At 74.2% G+C, this 21,501-nt stretch carries 18 protein-coding genes; 10 read left to right on the forward strand and 8 right to left on the reverse strand.

Annotation, left to right across the window (positions count from 1 at the left end; translation table 11 throughout):
* The 9 genes from ACFVU9_RS01140 to ACFVU9_RS01180 all read left to right on the forward strand — a co-directional run.
* Positions 1-965 (forward strand): flavin-containing monooxygenase (locus tag ACFVU9_RS01140; protein ID WP_387588725.1); only part of this gene is annotated, 965 nt, incomplete at its 5' end.
* 38 nt (positions 966-1,003) lie between these two features.
* Positions 1,004-1,510 carry an SRPBCC domain-containing protein gene (locus ACFVU9_RS01145; protein WP_387588727.1) on the forward strand — a complete coding sequence of 169 codons (507 nt, stop codon included), beginning with the start codon at positions 1,004-1,006 and terminating at the stop codon, positions 1,508-1,510.
* Positions 1,507-2,151, forward strand: coding sequence for a 4'-phosphopantetheinyl transferase (locus ACFVU9_RS01150; protein WP_387588728.1), 645 nt, complete (start codon positions 1,507-1,509; stop codon positions 2,149-2,151). The genes ACFVU9_RS01145 and ACFVU9_RS01150 overlap by 4 nt, the downstream gene beginning before the upstream one ends.
* A 20-nt stretch (positions 2,152-2,171) precedes the next feature.
* Positions 2,172-2,579 carry a hypothetical protein gene (locus tag ACFVU9_RS01155; RefSeq protein WP_387588730.1) on the forward strand — a complete coding sequence of 136 codons (408 nt, stop codon included), beginning with the start codon at positions 2,172-2,174 and terminating at the stop codon, positions 2,577-2,579.
* 8 nt (positions 2,580-2,587) lie between these two features.
* Entirely contained in the window at positions 2,588-3,274 is a 687-nt protein-coding gene (locus ACFVU9_RS01160; RefSeq protein WP_387588732.1) for a DUF1963 domain-containing protein, read from the forward strand.
* Positions 3,275-3,475: 201 nt separating this feature from the next.
* On the forward strand, positions 3,476-4,231 hold the full coding sequence (locus tag ACFVU9_RS01165; RefSeq protein WP_380445797.1) for an ABC transporter ATP-binding protein: 756 nt from the start codon (positions 3,476-3,478) through the stop codon (positions 4,229-4,231).
* A 5-nt stretch (positions 4,232-4,236) separates the two neighbouring features.
* On the forward strand, positions 4,237-5,607 hold the full coding sequence (locus tag ACFVU9_RS01170) for an FtsX-like permease family protein (protein WP_387588734.1): 1,371 nt from the start codon (positions 4,237-4,239) through the stop codon (positions 5,605-5,607).
* Positions 5,600-6,877, forward strand: coding sequence for a sensor histidine kinase (locus ACFVU9_RS01175; RefSeq protein ID WP_387588736.1), 1,278 nt, complete (start codon positions 5,600-5,602; stop codon positions 6,875-6,877). Before ACFVU9_RS01170 ends, ACFVU9_RS01175 begins: the two co-directional genes overlap by 8 nt.
* Before the next feature lie 140 nt (positions 6,878-7,017).
* Positions 7,018-7,392: a S26 family signal peptidase gene (locus tag ACFVU9_RS01180; protein ID WP_387588738.1), complete on the forward strand. Its 375-nt coding sequence runs from the start codon at positions 7,018-7,020 to the stop codon at positions 7,390-7,392.
* Here ACFVU9_RS01180 and ACFVU9_RS01185 read toward each other — a convergent pair.
* From ACFVU9_RS01185 to ACFVU9_RS01195, 3 genes are all read right to left on the reverse strand, one after another.
* The gene (locus tag ACFVU9_RS01185) at positions 7,364-8,029 is read right to left on the reverse strand and encodes a LuxR C-terminal-related transcriptional regulator (protein WP_380445801.1); all 666 of its coding nucleotides are present in this window, start codon (positions 8,027-8,029) and stop codon (positions 7,364-7,366) included. The two genes, ACFVU9_RS01180 and ACFVU9_RS01185, sit on opposite strands and share 29 nt — an antisense overlap.
* Positions 8,030-8,207: 178 nt before the next feature.
* On the reverse strand, positions 8,208-8,783 hold the full coding sequence (locus ACFVU9_RS01190; RefSeq protein ID WP_380504389.1) for a DUF1772 domain-containing protein: 576 nt from the start codon (positions 8,781-8,783) through the stop codon (positions 8,208-8,210).
* A 37-nt stretch (positions 8,784-8,820) separates the two neighbouring features.
* Positions 8,821-9,471, reverse strand: coding sequence for a hemerythrin domain-containing protein (locus tag ACFVU9_RS01195; protein WP_387588741.1), 651 nt, complete (start codon positions 9,469-9,471; stop codon positions 8,821-8,823).
* Between the two features lie 301 nt (positions 9,472-9,772).
* Here ACFVU9_RS01195 and ACFVU9_RS01200 point away from each other — a divergent pair, with 301 nt between their 5' ends.
* Positions 9,773-10,546 (forward strand): hypothetical protein, encoded by a 774-nt coding sequence (locus ACFVU9_RS01200; protein WP_387588743.1) that lies wholly within the window; start codon positions 9,773-9,775, stop codon positions 10,544-10,546.
* A 68-nt stretch (positions 10,547-10,614) separates the two neighbouring features.
* Here ACFVU9_RS01200 and ACFVU9_RS01205 read toward each other — a convergent pair whose 3' ends face one another.
* From ACFVU9_RS01205 to ACFVU9_RS01225, 5 genes are all read right to left on the reverse strand, one after another.
* Positions 10,615-13,413: a condensation domain-containing protein gene (locus ACFVU9_RS01205; protein WP_387588745.1), complete on the reverse strand. Its 2,799-nt coding sequence runs from the start codon at positions 13,411-13,413 to the stop codon at positions 10,615-10,617.
* Entirely contained in the window at positions 13,410-15,278 is a 1,869-nt protein-coding gene (locus ACFVU9_RS01210) for a non-ribosomal peptide synthetase (protein WP_387588747.1), read from the reverse strand. The genes ACFVU9_RS01205 and ACFVU9_RS01210 overlap by 4 nt, the downstream gene beginning before the upstream one ends.
* Positions 15,279-15,347: 69 nt before the next feature.
* The gene (locus ACFVU9_RS01215) at positions 15,348-17,195 is read right to left on the reverse strand and encodes an amino acid adenylation domain-containing protein (RefSeq protein ID WP_387588749.1); all 1,848 of its coding nucleotides are present in this window, start codon (positions 17,193-17,195) and stop codon (positions 15,348-15,350) included.
* 6 nt (positions 17,196-17,201) lie between these two features.
* Positions 17,202-18,374 carry an acyl-CoA dehydrogenase family protein gene (locus ACFVU9_RS01220; protein WP_380445809.1) on the reverse strand — a complete coding sequence of 391 codons (1,173 nt, stop codon included), beginning with the start codon at positions 18,372-18,374 and terminating at the stop codon, positions 17,202-17,204.
* Entirely contained in the window at positions 18,371-21,454 is a 3,084-nt protein-coding gene (locus ACFVU9_RS01225) for an amino acid adenylation domain-containing protein (RefSeq protein ID WP_387588751.1), read from the reverse strand. Before ACFVU9_RS01225 ends, ACFVU9_RS01220 begins: the two co-directional genes overlap by 4 nt.
* Between the last annotated feature and the right edge of the window lie 47 nt (positions 21,455-21,501).

The raw sequence follows: 21,501 nt of genomic DNA on the forward strand, positions 1-21,501 counted from the left end.
TCGGCACCGGCGCCTCCGCCATCCAATTCCTCCCCCACATCCAACCCCAAGCCGCACGCCTCGACCTCTACCAGCGCACCCCACCCTGGATCGCCCCCAAACCCGACAAACCCAACACCCCCCGCCACACCTGGATGCTCCGACACCTCCCCGGCTACCAGCAATTCCGCCGCAACTTCAACAAACACGGCCGCGAAATCATCGCCTACTTCATGTCCCGCCCCACCCGCACCACCGCCATGAAAAACATGGCCACCACCCACCTCAAAAAATCCGTCCCCGACCCCCACCTCCGCACCCTCCTCACCCCCGACTACACCATCGGCTGCAAACGCCTCCTCTTCTCCAACACCTGGTACCCCGCCATCCAACAACCCAACGTCAACATCATCACCACCCCCATCAAAAACATCGGCCCCACCCACATCACCACCACCGACGGCACCACCCGCCACATCGACACCATCATCCTCGCCACCGGCTTCACCCCCACCAACCAACCCATCACCCACCGCATCCACAACGCCAACGGCACCACCCTCAACCAAACCTGGACACAACACGGCATCCAAGCCCACCGCGGCACCACCATCCACGGCTACCCCAACCTCTTCATGCTCCTCGGCCCCAACACCACCCTCGGCCACTCCTCCCAAACCGTCATCATCGAAGCCCAAATCACCTACATCATCCAAGCCCTCAAAACCACCACCACCCACAACATCACCAGCCTCCACCCCCGCCACCAAGCCCAAACCCACTACAACACCCAACTCCAAAACAAACTCAAAAACACCGTCTGGAACACCGGCAACTGCCACAGCTGGTACCACGACACCCACGGCAACAACCCCACCATCTGGCCCACCTACACCCACACCTACCACAAACAAACCAACCACTTCGACCACACCAACTACCAAACCACCACCACCCAAAACACCACCCACACCACCCACAACTAACCCACACACACACAAAACCGAAGGCGAGGTCAACTGCCGTGCACACCATCGACGTCATCGACGAGACCATCCTCAACCACCCCACCGACCGCGTCTGGCACGCCCTCGTCGCCGAGCTCAACGGCGCCGCCAACTGGTGGACCCCCCACAACACCTTCCAGCCCGGCCCCACCGCCCCCCAGCACAAGGGCGGCACCTCCCGGATCACCGTCCACCCCAACGGTGTCGGCAAGCCCGGGCCGAAGTTGCGCTTCACCGCCACCACGACCCACGTCGACGCCGAGCGCCAGCTCACCACCACTCTCTCCGGCCACTTCACCGGCGACTTCTCCTACACCCTCACCCCCGTCGACGACGGCGCCCGCACCCGGCTGACCATCACCTTCACCAGCACCCCCCACGGCTGGCCCGCCCTCCTCGACAAGGTCGCCCACCTCGGTTTCAAGCACTCCCAGCAGACCCAGCGCGCCCTCACCCAGCTCCGAGCCCACCTCGACACCCACCTCGACACCCACCGGGACGACGCCAAGGGCACGAGCGCGTGATCACCGCCGCGGCGCCGCCCGCCCTGCCGATGCGCGGCGCCGCGCGCGGCCCTGTCCGGTGGGCGGAGGCGTTCGGGGACGGGCCACAGGCGCCGCTCCTCCCGGCCGAGGCCGCGCACGTCGCGGGGCGGCCGGAGCGGCGCACGCGGCAATTCACCGTCGCCCGTACGCTCGCGCGGCGGGCGCTCGGGCAACTCGGCTTCGCACCGTCGCCGTTGCTGCCCGGGGCCGGGGGTGCACCGGTGTGGCCGGACGGCGTGGTCGGCAGCATCACGCACTGCGACGGGTACACCGCGTGTGCGGTCGCGCCGGCCGGGCGGCTCGCCTCGCTCGGCATCGACGCCGAGCCGGCTCGGCCGCTGCCGGTCGGCATCCTGGGGCTCACCGCCTCCGCCGCCGAGCGAGCCGGTCTGGCGCAGTTGCCTCCGGGCCTCGTCCCCTGGGACCGGCTGCTGTTCAGTACCAAGGAGGCCGTCTACAAGGCCTGGTACCCGCTGACCCGGCAGTGGGCCCCGCTCGTCGAGATGCCCGTGACGGTGTGCCCTGACGGGACCTTCACCACCCACCGGGATGGACAAACCCTCACCGGCCACTGGCACCACGCCGGCGGCATCCTGATCACCACGATCGCCCTCCCGTGAGCCCGTGCCAGGATGGCTCCATGCTGAACGCGGCGCTGCGCGCCTCCACCTCGCCGTCCTGGTCGGACCGGGCGAACGCCGGCCGGCAGCTCGCCGCCCACGCGGACGTACCCGAAGTCGCGGCGGTCCTCCGCCGCCTCCTGCAGGACGGCCACGACACGGCCGTCACACAGAGGACGGCGGAGGCGCTGCTCAGGCGGCGCGATCTCCTGGGCCTGCGACTGGTCCTCGCGGCCTTCGCCGGGGCCGACGTCGACACCACCGACCACCTCGGCGACGCGATCCTCAACGTCTGCCTGCGGTCGGACGAGGACCAGGAGTACTTCGAAGGCCTCGTAACGGAACTCGCCTCGGACGCGGAACCCGACGAGGCGGCACGCACGGAGGCCGGGCTCCTGCTCCAGGACTGGAATCCTCGCTTGGCATGATGCCGGTCATGGGAACATCGCTGCGCATCGACGGCTATTCCGCGGCCGACCGTCCGGTCTCCACGCCGACGACCAAGTTCGGCGGCCAACCGGTGTGGCTGACCGGCCCGCAGTGGCCGGTCAGCACGGCATGGGACCGGCCGATGCGGTTCGTCGGCCAGGTCGAGTTGGGCCCGGTGCTCGGAGCGGCCGGGGACGGGAAGGTGGCCTACCTCTTCGTGACCCACGCCGATCACGAGGAGGACTTCTTCGATCCCGACGTCATCGACCCCGACGGCGGTGAGAACGCGGTGATCGTGCAGCCAGCTGGCGACCTTGCCGGCCCGGTGCTTCCGCTCACGACCCTGCCACTGGAGACCGGCCCCGGCCTGTACGGCGACGACGGGTCGGCCGTGGAGTTCACCGTCGATCTGCGGCCCGTCTCCGAGCCCGCTCCCATGACGGATGAGGAACTCGAAGCCCTGCCGGCCGCCGACCGCGACCGCTACGTCGAGCGGATCGACGGCGACAAGATCGGCGGGACGCCACTGTTCTTCCAGGGGGACGAGTGGCCGGACGGCGGCCCCTGGCGACTGCTGCTGCAGCTGGACTCGAACTGGGTGCCGTTCCGGCTCAACCTGGGCGCGGCGCCGAGGTTGTTCGCCTTCGTGTCCGAGGACGGTGCCCAGGGCAGGATGGTCGTCCAGGATTCCTGAGCCGTCAGGATTCCTGAGCCGTCAGGATTCCTGAGCCGTCAGGACGCCCGAGTTGGCAGGGCGCCTCAGCCGTCAGGGCCCCTCCCGGTGGAAGACCCGCGGCCGGTACCTACCTCCCCACCTGGGGGTTCGGTTTTCCGAACCCCGGATTCGGGTGCCAGCACGATCGTTTTCGGCGCTCCGCCCGCCCAGGATTGAGGCATGGCTGAGATGACGATGGATCCGGGGACGGCGGTCCTCGCCGCGCGGGCCGAGGGGCTGTACCGGGAGTACGGTCGCGGCTCGGGTGCCGTGCGGGCGTTGCGCGGGGTGTCGGTGGGCTTCGCGCCCGGGACGTTCACGGCGGTGATGGGGCCGTCCGGGTCCGGGAAGACCACCTTGTTGCACTGTCTGGCGGGCATGGACCGGCCCTCCCGGGGGTCGGTCTGGTGGGGCGGGACGGAGGTGTCGCGACTGCCGGAGCGGCGGTTGGCGCAGGTACGGCGCAGCCGGGTGGGGTTCGTGTTCCAGGCGTTCAACCTGATGCCGGCGATGACGGTCGCGCAGAACGTCGAGCTGCCGGCTCGGCTGGGTGGTGAACGGCCGGCCCGGGGTCTGGTTTTGGAGGCGATAGCGAGGGTGGGGCTGGCGGGGCGGGAGCGGCACCGGCCGGGGCAGCTGTCGGGTGGGCAGCAGCAGCGGGTGGCGATCGCCCGGGCGCTCGTGAGCCGGCCGGAGGTGCTGTTCGCGGACGAGCCGACGGGGGCGCTGGACCGGGCCACGGGCCACGAGGTCCTGGCCCTGCTCCGGGCGGGGGTGGACGAGGACGGGCAGACGTGCGTGATGGTGACGCACGATCCGGTCGCGGCCGGGTACGCGGACCGGGTGGTGCTGCTGGCCGACGGCGTGGTGGTCGACGAGCTGGAGCGGCCAACGGCCGCCCAGGTCGGCGAGCGGCTGAGCCGGCTGGGCGGGTGAGGGCCGTGGTCTCGATCGCGCTCGGGCAGCTGCGCCGGCGGCCGGCCGCCTTCGTCGGTCTGGCGGTCGCGCTGCTCCTCGCCATCGCCGCCGTGACGCTCTTCGGTTCGCTGATCGCCGCCCAGGCCGCCGCTCCGGCGGCTGCCCGGAAGGCCGTCGCCGGGCCGGGGGTGATGGTGATCGCCGGTGCGTTCGGTGAGATCGCCGTGCTGGTGTCGTTCTTCGTCGTGGTGAACGCGCTCGGCTTCGCCCTCCGGCAGCAGAACCGCGAGCTGGCGCTGCTGCGGACGATAGCGGCCACGCCCCGGCAGGCGCGGCGGCTGGTGCGCGGCCAGGTGCTCGCGACGACGCTGCTGGTGGCGGTGCCGGCCTGGGCCCTGGGGTCGGTGTCGGCCCGCTGGTTCCTGGCCGCGTTGCAGCGGCGCGGGATGGCGGCGCCGGGTGTGCGGGTGCCGGGCAGTCCGGTGCCGATACTGGTCGCGGTCGCCGCCGCACTGGTCGTCGGCCTGGTGGCGTCGGCGGTGGCCGCGCGGCGGATCTCGCGGATCGCGCCGGCGGCCGCGCTGACCGCGAGCTCGACCGAGCAGGGGCGGACGGGTGTGCTGCGGCTGCTTGCCGGGGCCGGTGCGCTGGTGGGTGGCGGGCTCCTGCTGCGGCTGGCCGCGACCAGGTCCGCGGAGGATCTGGACAAGGCCGCTCAGGCGGCGCTGCTCGGTTCGCTCGTGCTGCTGGTCGCGGCGGCGCTGCTGGGGCCGCTCATAGCGCGTGTGTTGGTGGCCGTCCTGGGCGCACCGATACGGGTGCTGGTCCCCGGTGCGGGGTGGCTCGCCGATGCGAACATGCGGGGGTACGCGCGGCGGTTGTCGTCCGCTGTGGTGCCGGTCGCCCTGCTGGTCGGGCTTTCGGGCACCATGTCGATCATGACAAGTACCGCCGGGCACGCCGCACGGGCGAGCGCGGGCAGCGTCACCTCCGCGACGGACGTCTGGCTGCGCCAGGCCGAGTTGGGGCTGCTGATCTGCTTTGCGACCGTCTCCACCCTGAACACCCTGGTCGCCGTGACCGCCGAGCGGCGCCGCGAGTTCGCGCTGCTGCGGCTGGTCGGCGCGACGCGTGGGCTGCTGATGCGCATGCTCGGTGCGGAGGCGGTGCTGACGGCGGCGCTGGGCGTGCTGCTGGGCGCGGCGGTGGCGGGGGCGGCGTCGGCGGCGTTCAGCCGAGCGGTGACGGGTTCGGCGGTGCCGTCCGTCCCGGTGGGCGCGTGCGGGTGGATCGTGGCGAGCGCGGTGGCGCTCACCGTTCCGGGGATCCTGGTGACGGGTCTGCGGGCGATCGCGGGTCCGGCGACGGAGCTGGCCGGCGGCGGGCGTGACTGAGACTGCATCGAGGGAGCGGCGGCCGTACCTCTCCGTGCGCAAGGGCGAATGGGCGTTCGCCGTCCTCGGCCTGCCGCTCGCGCTGCTCGGCAGCCTGTACGCGGTCGCCGTCCTCTACGCGGGGGCGCTGCTGTCGCTCACCGTGCTCGGCCTGCCGTTCGTCGTCGCCGCGCTGCTCGGCGCGCGCGGGATCGGCACACTGCACCGGTGGCTGGTCGGCCGGCTGCTGGGCGCGTACGTCGAGCGGCCGGCCCGGCTGCCGCGGCCCAAGGGCGTGTTCGCCCGCGGCCGGGTCGTGCTGACCGATCCCGTCGCGTGGCGGACGCTGCTCTACCTCGTCCTGCGGCTCCCGGTCGGCACCCTCGGGTTCGCCGCCGCCGTGGGGCTTCCCCTCGCGTGCGGCTGGCTGATCGGCTTCCCGCTCTGGGTGCGTTTCCTGGACGGACCGCACCCGGTCGACTGGCTGGACACGGCGCCGCTGGCCGGCCTGGCCCTCCTCACCACCGTGCCCGCCGCCGTCCGGGCGACGGGCGACCTGAACCGGTGGCTCGCCCGGCTGCTGCTGGGCCCGGCCCGCGCCCAGCAGCGCGTCCGGGAGCTGGAGAGCGCCCGGGCCGTCCTGCTCGCGGAGAACACCGACCAGCTCCGCCGCCTGGAGCGCGCCCTGCACGACGGCACCCAGGCCCGGCTGGTCGCCCTCGCCATCACGCTCTCCCTGGCCGACGACACCCTCACCGGAGCGCCGCCGGACGCCGAACGGCTGCGCACCCTCGTCGACCGCGCCCGCGGCCAGACCGACGACACCATCGCCGAGCTGCGCCGCCTCACCCGGGGCATCCACCCGGTGGCCCTGGACGGCGGCCTCGGGGAGGCACTGCCGGGGCTCACCGCCACCTCGCCCGTGCCGGTCGACGTCAGTCTCGACCTGCGGGAGCGCCCGGACCCGGCCGTCGAGCGGGCCGTCTACTTCTGCGCCGCCGAGTTGCTCACCAACGTCGCCAAGCACAGCGGCGCGCAGGCGGCCGAGCTCACCGCGCACGCCGCAGACGGCCGGATCCGCCTCATCGTCCGTGACGACGGCCGGGGCGGCGCAGCACTCGGCACCCGACCCGCACCCGGCACCGGACCCGGCGGCGGCACCGCACCTGGCGGTGGCACCGGCCTGACCGGTCTGGCCGAGCGGCTCGCGGCGGTGGACGGCGTCCTGCGCATCGACAGTCCGCCCGGCGGACCGACGGTCATCACCGCGGAGCTGCCGACGCACCTCTGAACGCCCCTACGAGTTCACGCGCCCTAACGAACCTCCCAACGAACCTGCAGGAACCAGCGTCGCCCCGCCGGCAGGTCCGACGGCAGGTCCGACGGCAAAAATCGGTAGGCCGATCCGGCCGGATCTGCCACGATCACCGGATGGGTGCATTGGATGCGGTGGCGGCCAGGGTCGCCGGCGGGGCCACCGTGGAATTCCGGCCGAGCGGCTCGTCGATGGTCCCGCTGATCCGCAGCCGCCAGTTGGTGACCGTCACCCCGGTCGACCCGTCGAAGCTGGAGCCCGGGGACATCGTCCTCGCCCGCGTCGCCGGGACGGTGTACCTGCATCTGGTGTCGTCCCTCGATCCGGCGAAGCGGCGCGTGCAGATCAGCAACAACCGGGGCCGCGTCAACGGTTGGACCGGTCACGACCGTGTGTTCGGCATCTGCGTCGCGGTCGACGGGGTCCCCCGGGCCGGTGCGGCCGACAAGGCGGTCGAGGCTGTCAACTCCCGTTCTCTGCCAGATAGGTGAGGACCGCCTTCACCCGCCGGTTGTCGGCCTCCGTCGCGTGCAGGCCGAACTTGGCGAACACCGCGGCGACGTGCTTCTCCACCGCGCGCTCCGACACCGTCAGGAGTCCGGCGATGGAGCGGTTCGAGTGTCCCTGGGCCATCAGCTCCAGCACCTCGCGCTCGCGCGGGGTCAGGGTGTCCACCCGGCTGCGCTGACCGCCACGAAGGAGCTGGGCGACGACCTCCGGGTCGAGCGCCGTGCCGCCCTCGGCGACCCGGTGCAGCGCGTCCACGAACTCCGAGGTGCGGGCCACGCGTTCCTTCAGGAGGTACCCGACGCCCGCCGAGCCGTCCGCCAGCAGGCGCGCTGCCCAGGCCGCTTCGACGTGCTGGGAGAAGACCAGGATGCCGACCCCCGGCGCCGTCGCGCGGATCTCGACGGCGGCACGAATGCCCTCGTCGGTGTGGGTGGGCGGCATCCGGACGTCGACGACGGCCACGTCCGGCCGGTGCTCGGCGACGGCGGCCAGCAGCTCGGGTGCCGTCCCGGCGGTGGCGACGACGTCGCAGCCGCGGGCGCCGAGCAGTTCGACCATGCCGTCGCGGAGGACGACGGAGTCCTCGGCCAGGACCACGCGCAGGTGCTTGTTGATCACCCGACCATTATCCGGTCGGCCCGACCCCGCCCGCCCACTCTACCCGTGGCTCCTCGACCAGGGAGTCGAGTGCCGCTTTGACGCCGAGGTCACCGACGTCGACTTCGCGTTCACCGCTGAGGGAGCGTCGTGCCCGCCCGGAGCCGTCCGGGCGGGCACGCGTGTCGGGCGGGTCCGCTCAGCGCGAGCCGCGTCCGTGGAGGAACAGCGCACGGGTCAGGGCCGCCAGGCCCGCCGTGCACAGCAGTGTCCGGAGCATGTTCGTGGCCACCCAGGTGCCCTCGAACTTCTCCCGCACACCGTGGAAGTCCGTGATGTGCGCCGGGTCACCGGCGGCCGCCAGCTGGTTGTTGAGCGGGATGTTGACACCCATCGTGACCATCAGCGCGGCCACGTACAGGACGGTCGCAGCCGCCGCCCAGAACGCCGCGGTGCGCCGGCCGGCCTTGTACTGGAGGTAGGCGGCGACGCCCGTCGCCACGAAGGCCCCGACGAAGACCAGGCCGAACAGCCCGTTCTCGATCGCCTTGTTGATGTTCTGCATCGCCGTCACGTAGGTGCGGTCGTCGCCCTTCGCGAGGCCCGGCATCACCGAGACGTCGAAGGCGAAGAACAGGCCCGCCATCAGGCCCATCGCGATGGTCGCCGCCACCAGCACGGGCCCGGCGGCCTTGCCCTGGGCCGCGACGGGGGCGACGGGGGCGCCGTAGCCGGCCTGGAAGGTGGAGGGTGGTGCGGTTCGGTTGGTGCTCATCGGTACTCCTTCGGGACGCGGATGGTGCGGTGACCGGTCACAGGACCGGGGCCAGGGTGCGCCGGTAGCGGCGTTCCAGGACGGTGCGGCCCAGCAGCCGCACCGGCGCCGGGATGGTCGCCGCGACGGCGGCCACCGAGGCCGCGTCCGCGCCGTCGAACATCCACGGCTGCAGGTAGGTCATCACCTGGGCGGGGGCGCTCCCGATGATCCACCGCTCGACCCGGCCGTACTCCGCGACGCCCAGGGCGGCGAGCACCGGGAAGACAACGCGCTCCTCGTGCCGCAGGTGGTCGCGGACGAGGTCTGCGAACTCCTGGGCAGCCTCCGGGAGTTCTTCGATCCGGCCGGTGGTCAGGACGCCCGCCACCCGGCTCATCGAGCGGTCCAGGGCGCCGTGGTCCTGTTCCAGCGCGCCGCTCCCATCGAAGCCGGGCACGTGCCCGCGCAGGTAGGGCCAGAGGATCTCGTCCTCGCTGTGGTGGTGCCAGTCGATCACCGCGCGCAGCCGGCCGAACCACTCCCCCAACGCCCGTGCGCCTCCGGGCCGTACGCTCCGCGCCGCCGCGCACAGGCGAGCCGCGTCACGCCGCATCGCCACGTGCATCAGGCCGAATCCCCGGACGTGCTCCGGGAGGCCGCCCAGACCCTGCTCGCTCGACCACACCACGCTCTCGTTTCCAGACATGACGCTCCATCACCTCCGCGATCACACCTACCTGTTGACCTACCCGGTGCCCGTCCCCGACCTCGATGGGAACACACCGGCTCGACGGCGAACCACGCATTTCCACCCCTCCTCAAGCCGCTTTCGAGCGATCGTCGGAAATAGCCACCGAATGCGTACGGAAGAGGCGTTCGGAGAATCAGGACCGGGAATTTCCGTGAAACAGCCGCGCATCAGCCGTGTCCCGGTTCCGCGACACGGCCGCGCCCGCCGCCGTCCGCGCCCGGTAGTCTCGGCCTGCTCTCGATTGGAAGGCATGTCCATGGCCAGGTTGATAGTTCTGCTCATCGCGCTCGCGGTCCTGTTCTCCGTGTTCGGGTTCCAGGGCGGCAACCCCTTCGTCGGCGTGCTGTTCGCCGCCGTGGCGGTCGCCCCGTTCGGCTACCTCGTGTACGCGGTCGTCCGCAGAAGGCGCGGGCCCCTGGACGGGAAGGCCGTCACCCCGGCGCAGCGGCAGCGCCGCACGTGGGCGCTGCGGGTGGTCGCGCTGGCGATGGTGGGGGCGATCGGGTACGGCGGCTACTGGGTGGTCTTCGAACCGCACGCGAGCGACAAGGCGCTGCGGAGCCTGTCGGACTTCGAGTCCGGCTGCGGGGGCTCGTTGGCGCGCAAGTACTTCCCGCAGGCCGCCGAGCACACCGGCCCGGGCCCGCATCCGGTGGCGATGTTCGACATCAGCGAGTCCGGCTCGTCCCACCCCGTCTACCCGTCCCTGGAGGCGCCGGACTACTGGAGCGCGAACAAGCTCGACCCGCACCGCGTGCAGTTGCTCGCGTGCCTGGACGAGCCGGACGAGGGCGACCTCCTGACCACCTGCAAGTTCACGACGGACTCGCTGAAGCTCTACCGGGGCGTCTACAACGTCACCGTCTACGAGGCCCGGACGGGCCGGAAACTCGGCAACGAACGGCTGCTGGGCAGTGCGAAGGCCGCCTGTCCGAGCATGGTCTACCTCGGCAAGAACGTCGACAAGCTCCACACCTCGCCAGAATTCGCGGACTACCAGCAGGTGTTGAAGAAGTACGTCGAGCAGTAGCGGGAAAGGGCGAGGCCCCCGGGGACGGTGCTCCCGGGGGCCTCGTGCTCGATGGAACGCTCCGCGCCTCAGGCGGTCATGGCGGCCAGCACGGTGCGCCAGTCCTCGCCCGGCCCGGGGCGCAGGACCGCGGCGAGGGTCTCAGCGCCGTAGTGCCAGGGGCGTCGGAGCTCCCGGTCGGCGTCCGGCCCCGGGGTGACCGTGCTCGCGGACCCCAGCAGGCGGACGAGCTCGGCCGTGAAGTCCGTCCAGGAGAGGTGCCCCGTGACGGCGTTGACGATCCGTCCGGCCGCGGGCGGCTGCTCCACCGCGCACGCGCCGAGCGCCCGGGCGAGGGCGGCCGAGTGGACCCAGCAGGCGCCGGCCCACTCGGGGCCGTCGGGCAGGGTGATCGGTTCGCCCGCCAGGGCGGCCTGGTAGAGGGCGCCGGTGGAGCCCCAGCGGAGCTGGTCGCGCAGCCGCTGGTGCGGGCCCCAGACGATCGGGGCGCGCACGATGCTCGCCGGGCCCCGGCCGGATTCGAGGAGGATCCGCTCGCAGTCGAGCTTGGCCTGCCCGTACGGGGTGAGCCCGGGGCCGGGCTCGGCGCCCTCGGGGACGTCGACGGCTGCGGGCCGGCCGTAGGCGTCGATGCTGCTGACGAAGACGAACGGTCCGCCGCGCCAGCCGTCCACGAGGGCGCGCATCGCGGCGACGTCGGTCGCGTGGTCGGTGAAGGTGCACGCGGCGTGGATGACGGAGTCGGCGCCCTCCACGGCCCGCCGGAGGCTGTCGGGGTCGGCGAGGTCGCCCTCGGCCACCTCGACGCCGTTGAGGGCCGGGAGGTGCGCCGACTCGGGCCGGACCAGCGCCCGCACCGGGCGGCCCTGGGCCATCAGTTCCTGGAGCACGGCCGCTCCGACCCCGCCGGTGGCGCCGGTGACCAGGACCGTGCCCGCGCGGGCCCGTGTGACGGGGGCGCCGGTGCGGGCGAGGGCGGCACGGCGCTCGTCGCCACGGGTGGCGAGGAGCCCGGCGAGGGCCCGCGGGGTGCGCTGCTCCAGGATGTCGAGGCCGGTGAGCGGCAGGCCGGTCCGGGTGCGCAGGCGCTCGGCGAGCTGGACGGCGACGAGGGAGTGGCCGCCGAGGGCGAAGAAGTCGCCGTCGGCGGGCGGGACGGTGCCCAGCAGTTCGCCGAAGGCCGTACGGACGGCGGCCAGCGGCCCGGACTCGTCGGCCCCGGGTGCGGGGGGACGGGCCGCGCCGGGCAGGCAGGCGTGGTCCGGCGTGCCGTCGGGAAGGCGGGGCAGTCGGTCCAACAGGACGACGGCGGACGGGAGTTCGTCTGCCCGCACGGCCCGACGCAGGAGCGATTTGAGCTCGGCACCGCTGGGCGCGACCGGTCCGCGCACGACGGCGTAGCCCAGCAGCGGCCCGTCCGCCGACCTGGCGAGCGTCGCCTCGGCGACCCGCGGATCGGCCAACAGTGCGGTGATCGCCGGGTGTTCGGAGATGGTGAGGCGAGAGCCGGGGAGCTCGTCGACACGGCGCTCCCCGTCCGCGGCGACGGCCGCCAGCAGCTCGGCGAACGCGGCCAGCAGGTGCCCGGCCGTCTCCTCGTCGAGGGCGTCGCGGTCGTGCTGGACCAGGCAGCGCGGCTGCGGGCCGTCCTCGACGAGCAGCGCGAGGCCGAACTTGGCCAGCCCGAGGTCGAGTTCGACGCTCTCGGCGGCGAGGCCGGGCAGCGCGAGCGGCTCGGAGGGGCGGACGACGTCACAGCTGACGGAGAGCAGCGGGGTGCCGTCCGCGCCGCGGGCCGAGGCGCCGAGGCGTTCGAGGACCAGGTCGAACGGGACCTCGTGGTGCTCCTGCGCGTCGAGCAGCGCGCTCCTGACCTGCCCGAGGACCGCCGTGAAAGCCGTGTCCCCCGCGATGTCGGCCCGCAGCGCCAGGGTGTTGACGCTCAGGCCGACGGTGGTGCGCAGGTCGGCGCGGTGGCCGCTGGCGCAGCCGAGGACGAGGTCGCTCTCTCCGGAGGCGTTGCGGAGCGTGGCGAAGGCCGCCGCGAGGACGACGCCGAACAGGGTGGCGCCGTGCCGGGCGCCGAGGCGGCGCAGCGCGTCGACGGTGCCGGGGGCGAGCGGGGCGCTGTGCAGGGCGGCGCGGCGTTCGCGTGCGCCGGGCGGGACGGGCCGCAGGAGCGGCAGCGGGCGGGCGCCGGCCAGGTGGGCGGCGCGGCTGTCCGCGGCGGTGGTGAGCTCGGTGTCGCGGGCGCGTTCGCGGCGGGCGTGCTCGGCGTACGCCGGTCCGGGCGGCGGGAGCTGGGCCGGACGCTGATCGCGCGCGGCCTGGTAGAGGGCGGCGAGTTCGGCGCCGACGATCGGCAGGGAGCCGCCGTCGACGGCGATGTGGTGGATGGTGAGGAGGAAGGTGTGGTCCTCGGGTGCGTGCCGGAGCAGCAGGGCGCGCAGGACCGGCCCGGTGGCGAGGTCGAACGGGCGGGCGGCCTCGGCGGCGAGCAGTCCGGGGGCGTCCGCGTCGGTGGCGTCGACGACCGGGAGCGGCACCGGGGTGGCCGGGAGGGCCTCCTGGTAGGGCTCGTCGCCGCGGCTGCCGTAGTGCGTGCGCAGGACGGCGTGCCGTTCGGTGAGCGCGGTGAGGGCGGCGGCGAGCGCGGCGGGGTCGAGCGGGCCGCGCAGGCGGGTGGCGAGCGGGACGTTGTAGAGGGCGCCGCCCTGGCCGAGGTGGTCCATCAGCCACATCCGCTGCTGCGCGTGCGAGAGCGGGGCGGGGCCGGTGGGGTCCGCCGCCGGGGCGGGCTCGGCGGCGGCGGGACGGGTGCGGCTGCGGGCGCGCCGCAGCAGGTCGGCCTGGTCGACGACGTTCATCGGTCGACCCCCTGCGCTTCGGCACCGGCGACCGCTTCGGCGTCGGCGGCCGCTTCGGCCGCGGCGACGGCTTCCGCGTCGCGCAGGGCCCGTTCGAGGAGTTCGGCCTGGCCCGCGACCGTGGGGTCGGCCAGGAAGGCGGCGAGCGAGAGCTCGACGCCGATGTCCCCGCTGAGGTCGTCGACGACCCACATGGCGAGCAGCGAGTGGCCGCCCTCGGCGAGGAAGTCGGCGGTCGGCGAGGTCACCCGGCGGCCGAGGGCCCGCTCCCAGGCCCCGGCGACGACCTGTTGGATCGGCGTCAGCTCGACGGCCTCCCCAGTGACGGCGGCCCCTGTGGCGGCCTCCCCCGCGGCCGACGCCGTCCCACCGTCGGCGGGCGCGGACTCGGCGAGCGCCCGGCGGTCGACCTTGCCGGTGCCGGTCAGCGGGAGGGCGTCCAGGACGGCCCACGCGGTGGGCACCAGGTGGGACGGCAGCCGCTCGGCGAGCCGGGCGCGCAGCGTCTCGGCCTGTGGCCGCGTGCCCTCGGCGGGCACGACGCACGCGGTGAGCGCCGCCTCCGGCCGGCCGACCCCGCGCACGACCACGGCGGCCTCGGCGACCTCGGGGAACTGCAGCAGCGCGTGCTCGACCTCCTCCGGCTCGATCCGGAAGCCGCGCACCTTGACCTGGTGGTCGACGCGGCCGTGGAACTCCAGGACGCCGTCCGGGCGGCGGGCCGCGAGGTCGCCGCTGCGGTAGGCGCGCCCGACGCCGGGCAGTTCGCGGAATCGCTCGGCGGTGAGCTCGGGCCGGTCGAGGTAGCCGTCGGCGACGCGGGCGCCGGCGATCCACAGCTCGCCGACGGTGCCGTCCGGCGCGGGGGCGAGGTCCTCGTCGAGGACGAGCACGCGGGCGCCGCCGGTGGCGCGGCCGATGGGCACCGGGCCGGCGCAGTCGGCCGGGTCGACGCGGTGCAGGGTGGTGAAGGTGGTCCCCTCGGTGGGCCCGTAGCCGTTGACGAGCTCCAGCCACGGGAACGCGCGCAGCACGGCGGCGGAGTGGTCGGGCGAGAGTGCTTCGCCGCCGACGGCGAGGGTGCGCACGACGCCGAAGATCCGGGACTGGCGGGCCGCGAGGTGGTGGAAGAGCGCGGTGGTGAGGACGAGCACGGTGACGCCGAACCGCTCGACGTCGGCGGCGAGTTCCTCGGAGGTGGGCCGGTCGGCGGGCGAGACGGCGACGGCGGCGCCGTTCGCGAGCGGCGCCCACAGCTCGAAGGTGGAGGCGTCGAAGGTGACGGCCGAGTGGAACAGGACGCGGTCGCGCGGCCCGACCCGGATCCCGTCGGGCGCGGTGACGAGGTCGGCGATGCCGCCGTGCGGGATCCGGACGCCCTTGGGGCGGCCGGTGGAGCCGGAGGTGAAGAGCACGAGGGCGGTGGCGGCCGGGCCCGTGGTGGGCAGGGCCCGGGTCGCCGGCTCCTCGTCGGTGCCGCGCTCGCCGAGGACGAGGGTGCGGTCGTCGGACAGGCCGGCCTCGGCGAGCAGGGCCTTGTCGCCGAGGGTGAGCTCGACGCCGGCGTCGGCGATCATGTCGGCGATGCGCGGGCGCGGGTAGGCGGGGTCGAGCGGCACGACGTGGCCGCCGGCCTGCCAGACGGCGAGCTGGGCGACGACGAGGCGGGTGGAGCGGGCGCAGAGCAGGCCGACGGCGCGGCCTGGGCCGATCCCGCGGGCGGCCAGCACGGTGGCCAGCTTCCGGGCGGCGTCGGCGAGTTCGCGGTAGGTCAGGACGGTGGTGCCGTCGGTCACGGCGAGCGCGTGCGGGCGCTCGGCGGCGTGCCGGGCGATGAGGGCCGGGACGGTGTCCGCAGCAGGCATGACGTGGTTCCCTTCCGGGCGCCCCGGCGGCTGGCCGGGGCACCCTGGGTCAAGGCTTCGAGGACGCGGTCAGGCGGTGGCGCCGGCGCCGGCGCGCCGTTCGTCCACGAGCCGGGCGACGGCGCGCAGGTCGGGCTGGCGCAGCAGTGCGGCGGCGCGCAGCCGCACGTCGTACTCGTCCTCCAGCGCGGCCAGCAGGCGGGCGGCGGCGAGGGAGTTGCCGCCGGCCTCCAGGAAGTTGTCGTGCGGTCCGAGGTCGGCGCGGCCGAGGAGGTCGCGGGAGAGCCGCAGGACGGTGCGTTCGGTGTCGGTGGCGCCTTCCGCGGCCGTCACACCGTTCTCAAGGGATTCGGCGGCCAGCAGCGCGGCGCGGTCGACCTTGCCGTTGGCGTCCAGGGGGAAGGCGTCGACGAGCCGGACGACCGAGGGCACGGCCTGTTCGGGCAGCCACGGGCGGACGGCCTCGATCAGGCCGGCGGCCTCCGGCAGTTCGGTGGAGGCGGCCTGGACGAAGGCGAGCAGCCGGTAGCCGCCCGCCGGGGCCGGTGCGGCGGCGACGACGGCGCGGCGCACCCGCTCGTCGCGCTCGAACGCGGCCTCGACCTCGGCGGGCTCGATCCGCACGCCGCTGACCTTGACCTGGTCGTCGAGCCGGCCGAGGAACTCCAGCACGCCGTCGGCGCGCATCAGGACGCGGTCGCCGGTGCGGTAGACCCGGTCGCTGCCCTCGACGGCCTCGGGCGCGCCGACGAAGCGGCGGGCGGTGAGTTCGGGGTCGAGGTGGCCGGCGGCCAGGCCCCGGCCGCCGATGCGCAGCTCCCCGGCCTGTCCGCGCGGCACCGGCCGCCCGTCCTCGTCGGTGACGAGGACGACGGCGCCGGGGATCGGCAGGCCGATCGGCGGCGCGTCGGTGCCGTGGTCGCCGCCGGGCGCCATGGTGTGGACGGTGGTGGTGACGGTGGCCTCGGCCGGGCCGTAGGCGTTGTGGACGGTGGCGGTGACGTCCGGGCCGGGGGCGCGGCGCAGCCGGTCGCCGCCGATGGTCAGGTGCCGCAGGGCGAGCCCGGCGGGCCAGGGCCGGTCGAGGACGGGCTCGGCGAGCGGGGTGGGCAGCACGGTGACGGTGATGCCGGCCTCGCGCCACCAGTCGGTGAGGGCGCCGGCGTCCCAGCGGACGGCGTCGGGGGCGACGCTGAGGGCGGCGCCGGAGGTGAGGGTGGCCCACAGCTCCTGGAGGTGCGGGTCGAAGGCCACGCCGATGAGCAGGCTGTGCCGCTCGCCGGGGCCGAGGCCGGTGAAGTCCCGGTACCAGTGCAGGAGTGCGCCGAGGGCGGGTTCGCCCACCGCCACGGCCTTGGGGGTGCCGGTGGAGCCGGAGGTGAGGACGGCGTAGTGGGTGCCCTTGGGGATCTCGACCCCGCCGCCGTCGGAGCCGTCCGCGAAGGCGGCGATGACGGTGGCGGCCGCGTTGGCGCCCTCCGTCGGCAGGGCGAGCTTGAGCTGGTCGCCGGCCTGGCGGCCGGTCGGGAGCAGGGCGGGGTCGCCGATCAGGCAGGCCGGCCGCAGCTGTTCGGCGACGGCCTGGAGGCGGCGTTCGCCGGGGCGCGGGCCGAGCGGCAGGTGGACGGCGCCGAGCTTGGCGGTGGCGAGGGTGACGGCGACCAGGGCGGCCGAGTGGTCGAGGCAGATGCCGACCAGGTCGCCCGGGCGCACGCGCTCGCGCAGCGCGTCGGCGACGGTGTCGGCGAGGCGGTCGAGTTCGGCGTAGCTCCAGGCGTGGTCGCCGTCGATCAGGGCGGGCGCGTCCGGCGTGCGGTGCGCCCAGGTGGTGAAGAGGTCGAGGACCGCGCCGTCCTGGTGCGGACGGCCGTACTCGATGCTGAGGGGTTCCATCATCGTCTCCCGGTTCAAGGTCACGGCGCGTCAGTTCAGGCCCATGGAGCGGGCGATGATGACCTTCTGCACCTCGGAGGTGCCCTCGATGATCGTCATCATCCGCACGTAGCGGTAGAGGAACTCCAGCGGGTGGCCGCGCACCCAGCCGGTGGCGCCGTGGACCTGGAGCGAGCGGTCGACGGCGCGGACGGCGGTCTCGGAGGCGGTGAGCTTGGCGAGGGCCGCGTTCTCGGGCGCCTCGGTGCCGTCGTCGACGAGCCGGGCGCACGCGAGGGTGAGCAGCTTGGAGGCCTCCACCTCGGCGCGGGTGGTGACGAGGTGCTCCTGGACGTGCTGGTAGTCGCCGATCGGCCGGCCGAAGGCCTCCCGCTCACGGGCGTACTCGACGCCTGCGCGCAGCGCGTACTCGGCGACGCCGTTGCACATGGCCGCGACGACGAGCCGGCCGCGCGAGAGGCTGTCGATGGCGAGCGCGGTGGCCGCGCCGATGCCCTCCTCGCCGCCGATGACGGCCTCGGGCCCGACGGTGACGCCGTCGAGGAGGAGCTCGAACAGCGGCTCGCCGGACATGCCCTCGTAGCGCTGGCCGATCCGCAGGCCGGGCTGGTCCATCGGCAGGACGAAGGCGGTGGCGCCCACGGTGCTGCCGTCGCCGAGGTCGGTGGCGGCGACGACGAGGACGATGCCGGCCCGGTCGGCGTTGCTGACGAAGGTCTTGCGGCCGTTGAGCACCCACGTGTCGCCGGTGCGGACGGCGGTCGTGGTGAGCCGGAACGCGTCGGAGCCGGCGTGCGGCTCGGTGAGGGCGAGGCAGCGGGTCTGCTCGCCGCGCACCAGCGGCACGAGGTGGCGCTCGATCTGCTCGGGCGTGCCGTTGCGCAACAGCGGGCTCGGGCCGTCGGAGCCGGCGAGGGCGTACGGCGCGAGGGAGCAGCCGCTGCGTCCGGCGGCGTGGTGGAGCAGGACGACGGCGGTGAACGGCATGTCGGAGCCGCCGAGTTCCTCGGGGTAGTCGCCCGCGTAGAAGCCGAGGGCGGCGGAGCGCTTGCGGACGTAGGCGCGCAGGTCGGCCGGGGGCTGGTCGGCGGTCTCGGGCAATTCGGCGGCGAGCGGCACGAGTTCGCGGCGGATGAAGCTCTCGAACGCGTCGACGAGTTCGCGGTGACCGTCCTCCAGGACGGACGAGGGGCTCGAAGTCACTTGGCGTCTCCGGTCAGCGCGCGGGCCTGGTCGGCCAAGACGGGGTGGCGGAAGAGGATGCGCAGCGAGGGCCGGGTGCCGAGGTGCGGCTCCAGCCAGGCGGCGACCTGGGCGGCGAGCAGCGAGTGGCCGCCGACCTCGAAGAACTGCGACTCGGCGGTGAACCGGTCGTGGCCGAGGACCTCGCGCCAGGCGGCGGCGACGAGCTCCTGCCCCGGGCCGTCGAAGGCCGCGCCGGTGGCGGCGGGGGCCTCCTCGGGGGCGGTGGCCTCGGCGGCGAGCCGGGTGAGGGCGGCGCGGTCGGGCTTGCCGCCGGGCAGGGTCGGCATGGCGGGCAGGGCGGTCCAGGTGGCCGGGACGAGCCCGCCGGGCAGGCGCTGTGCGAGGGCGGCGTGCAGGGCGGTCTGGTCGGGGCGGTCGGCGCCCTCCAGGAAGCCGACCAGGCGCGGGCCGGCCTCGGGGTCGGTGTGCAGGACCACCGCGCAGGAGCGGCCGCCGAGTTCGGCGGAGGCGGCGGCCTCGATCTCCTCCAGCTCGATGCGGTAGCCGCGCAGCTTGACCTGGTTGTCGGTGCGGCCGAGGAAGCGCAGCCGGCCGGTCAGGTCGCGGTAGCCGCGGTCGCCGGTGCGGTAGACCCGGCCGAGGCCGGGCAGGTCGCGGAAGCGCTCGGCGGTGGGCTCGGGCAGGTCGAGGTAGCCCTCGGCCAGCATCGGTCCGCCGACGGCGAGTTCGCCGACGCAGCCGGGCGCCAGCGGGCGCAGCGCGGCGTCCAGGACGTGCATCCGCACACCGGGCAGTTCGGCGCCGAGCGGCACCTCGCCGTCGCTGTCAAGGTCGGCGGGCCCGACCTGGTGGACGGTGGAGGTGACGGTGGCCTCGGTGACGCCGTAGGCGTTGAGGACCGTGGTGGCCTCGGTGAGGCCCGCGAGGGCGCGGGCTGGCAGCCGCTCGCCGCCGAGGACGAGCAGGCGGGGCGTCCAGCGGCCGTCGCGCAGCGCCTCGTGCAGGTCCTCGCGGACGGCGAGGAGGTAGCTGGTGGGCAGGTTGGCGACGGTGACGCCGCGGGCGGCGAGGACGGCCACCAGTTCGGGACCGGTGGGCACTTCGCGCTGCGGCACGACGAGGGCGGCGCCGGCGGCGAGCGCGGGCAGCACCTCCTCCAGGGCCACGTCGAAGGACGGGCGGGCGAAGAGCAGCACCCGGTCGGCGGCGGTGAGCTCGTAGCGGGCGGCGATCGCGCCGACGTAGCCGGCCAGCGCCTCGCGGCCGACCAGGACGGGCTTGGGCACGCCGGTGGAGCCGGAGGTGTGGATGACGTACGCGATGCCGTCGAGCACGGCCGCGGGCTCGGCCTTGGGAAAGGCCGGTCCGTCCAGCAGCGCGGGGGTGACGCCCTCGGCGGGCAGGGCGAGCGCGCTCTGGCGGGTGGCCAGCACGAGCGCCGGGGCGAGCCGCTCCAGCAGCAGACCGAGGCGGGCGGCCGGGTCCTCCGAGGAGAGCGGGGCGTACACGGCGCCGTGGCGCAGGCAGGCGAGCAGGGCGACGACGCTGTCGACGCCGCGCGGCAGGACGGCGGCGACCGGCTGGCCGGGCTCGACCCCGGCGGCGCGCAGCCGCTCGGCGAGCTCGGAGACGCGGCGGTCGAGCTCGCCGTAGGTGATCCGCTCGGTGCCGGCGACGAGGGCGAGGGAGGTGGGGTCGTGGGCGGCGGCCGGGTCGAGGTCCGCCGGCTCGACGGCCGTCTCGACGCTCTCCGTGATCGGGGCGGCCAGGGCTGCCAGGGGCTCCTCCGGCCGGTCGAGGTAGGCGCGCAGGAGGTCCAGGAGGCGCTCGGACAGCAGTACGGCCTCGGACTCGGCGAACAGGTCGGCGTCGTAGTCCCACACCAGGGTCATGCCGGCGGCGCCGTGCTTCTCGCCGACGACGCGGCGGTCGTCGGGCATCAGCACGAGGTCGAGGTCGAAGCGGGTGGTGCCGGTGTTGAAGCCCTCGTAGAGGAGGACCTCCAGGCCGGGCACGCGCACGTCCGGGAGCGGGGCGTCGTGGGCGCTGAACATCACGTTGAACAGCGGGTTGTCCGCGCCGGTGGTGTGCAGCCCGAGGCGGCGGGTCAGCTCCTGGACGGGCAGGTCCTGGTAGGGCAGGGCGCGCAGCAGGACGTCCGTCACCTCGTCGATGGCGTCGGTGCCCGAGGTCTCCGCGTCCGGCCGCAGGCGCAGCGGGACGGTGTTGACGAACATGCCGAGGGTGCCCTCGAAGCCGACCGGGCGGTTGCCGACGGCGGTGCCGACGACGATCTCGTCGTGGCCGCTGTGGCGGCGCAGCAGCTCGGTGAACAGGGTGAGCAGCGTGCTGAACGGGGTGTGCCCGTCGGACTTGCTGCGCTCGCGCAGCCGCTCGGCGAGGTCGGCGCCGACGGCCTGGCGCAGCTGGCCGCCGCGGTGGCGGCGGACGGCGCCGGGCCGGGCTAGGCCGGGGAGGGTGACCTCGCGCGGGGCGTCGGCCAGTTCGCGGAGCCAGAAGGCGAGGGCGTCGTCGCTCGGGCCGGTGGCGGTGCGGGCGTGCTGTTCGTAGGAGGGGGCCTGGGCCAGCTCGTAGGGCTCGTCCAGGACGTGGGCGCGGTAGACGGTGAACAGGTCGCGCAGCAGGATCGCGAAGGAGTGGCCGTCGTGGATCAGGTGGTGCTCGACGTGGATCAGCCGGTGGTGGTCGTCGGCGACGCGGACCAGGTGCCAGCGCAGCAGCGGGGCCCGGCTGGTGTCGAGCGGCTCGGCGGCCTCGGCGGCGAGCAGGGTGCGGAAGGCGGCCTCGGGGTCGGCCTCGGCCGAGAAGTCGCTGGTGCGCAGCCGGGGCTCGCAGTCCTCGGCGACCCGCTGGCCGGGTACGCCTTCTTGGCGGGCGACCAGCTCCAGACGCAGGCCGGGGTGGTGGGCGACGACGGCGGTGAGGCCGGCGCGCAGGGCGTCCCGGTCGACGGTTCCCCAGAGGTCGAGGACGGCGGTGAAGTTGTAGGCGCGACTGCCGGGCAGCATCTGCTCGTGCAGCCAGACGATCTCCTGCGAGGAGGAGAGTGCGAACATGGGCGGCTACTCCCTAGTGGTGGCGGGCGTGTTCGTCCTGCGGGCGG

Source organism: Kitasatospora sp. NPDC057936 (assembly GCF_042887525.1).
Taxonomy (GTDB): domain Bacteria; phylum Actinomycetota; class Actinomycetes; order Streptomycetales; family Streptomycetaceae; genus Kitasatospora.

Bases quoted from the DNA above. Each gene is read 5' to 3' on its own strand.
- ACFVU9_RS01155 (WP_387588730.1), top strand. From the start codon at position 2,172: ATGCTGAACGCGGCGCTGCGCGCCTCCACCTCGCCGTCCTGGTCGGAC.
- ACFVU9_RS01180 (WP_387588738.1), top strand. From the start codon at position 7,018: ATGGGTGCATTGGATGCGGTGGCGGCCAGGGTCGCCGGCGGGGCCACC.
- ACFVU9_RS01210 (WP_387588747.1), bottom strand. From the start codon at position 15,278: ATGCCTGCTGCGGACACCGTCCCGGCCCTCATCGCCCGGCACGCCGCC.
- ACFVU9_RS01165 (WP_380445797.1), top strand. From the start codon at position 3,476: ATGGCTGAGATGACGATGGATCCGGGGACGGCGGTCCTCGCCGCGCGG.
- ACFVU9_RS01205 (WP_387588745.1), bottom strand. From the start codon at position 13,413: ATGAACGTCGTCGACCAGGCCGACCTGCTGCGGCGCGCCCGCAGCCGC.
- ACFVU9_RS01195 (WP_387588741.1), bottom strand. From the start codon at position 9,471: ATGTCTGGAAACGAGAGCGTGGTGTGGTCGAGCGAGCAGGGTCTGGGC.
- ACFVU9_RS01160 (WP_387588732.1), top strand. From the start codon at position 2,588: ATGGGAACATCGCTGCGCATCGACGGCTATTCCGCGGCCGACCGTCCG.
- ACFVU9_RS01200 (WP_387588743.1), top strand. From the start codon at position 9,773: ATGGCCAGGTTGATAGTTCTGCTCATCGCGCTCGCGGTCCTGTTCTCC.
- ACFVU9_RS01225 (WP_387588751.1), bottom strand. From the start codon at position 21,454: ATGTTCGCACTCTCCTCCTCGCAGGAGATCGTCTGGCTGCACGAGCAG.
- ACFVU9_RS01190 (WP_380504389.1), bottom strand. From the start codon at position 8,783: ATGAGCACCAACCGAACCGCACCACCCTCCACCTTCCAGGCCGGCTAC.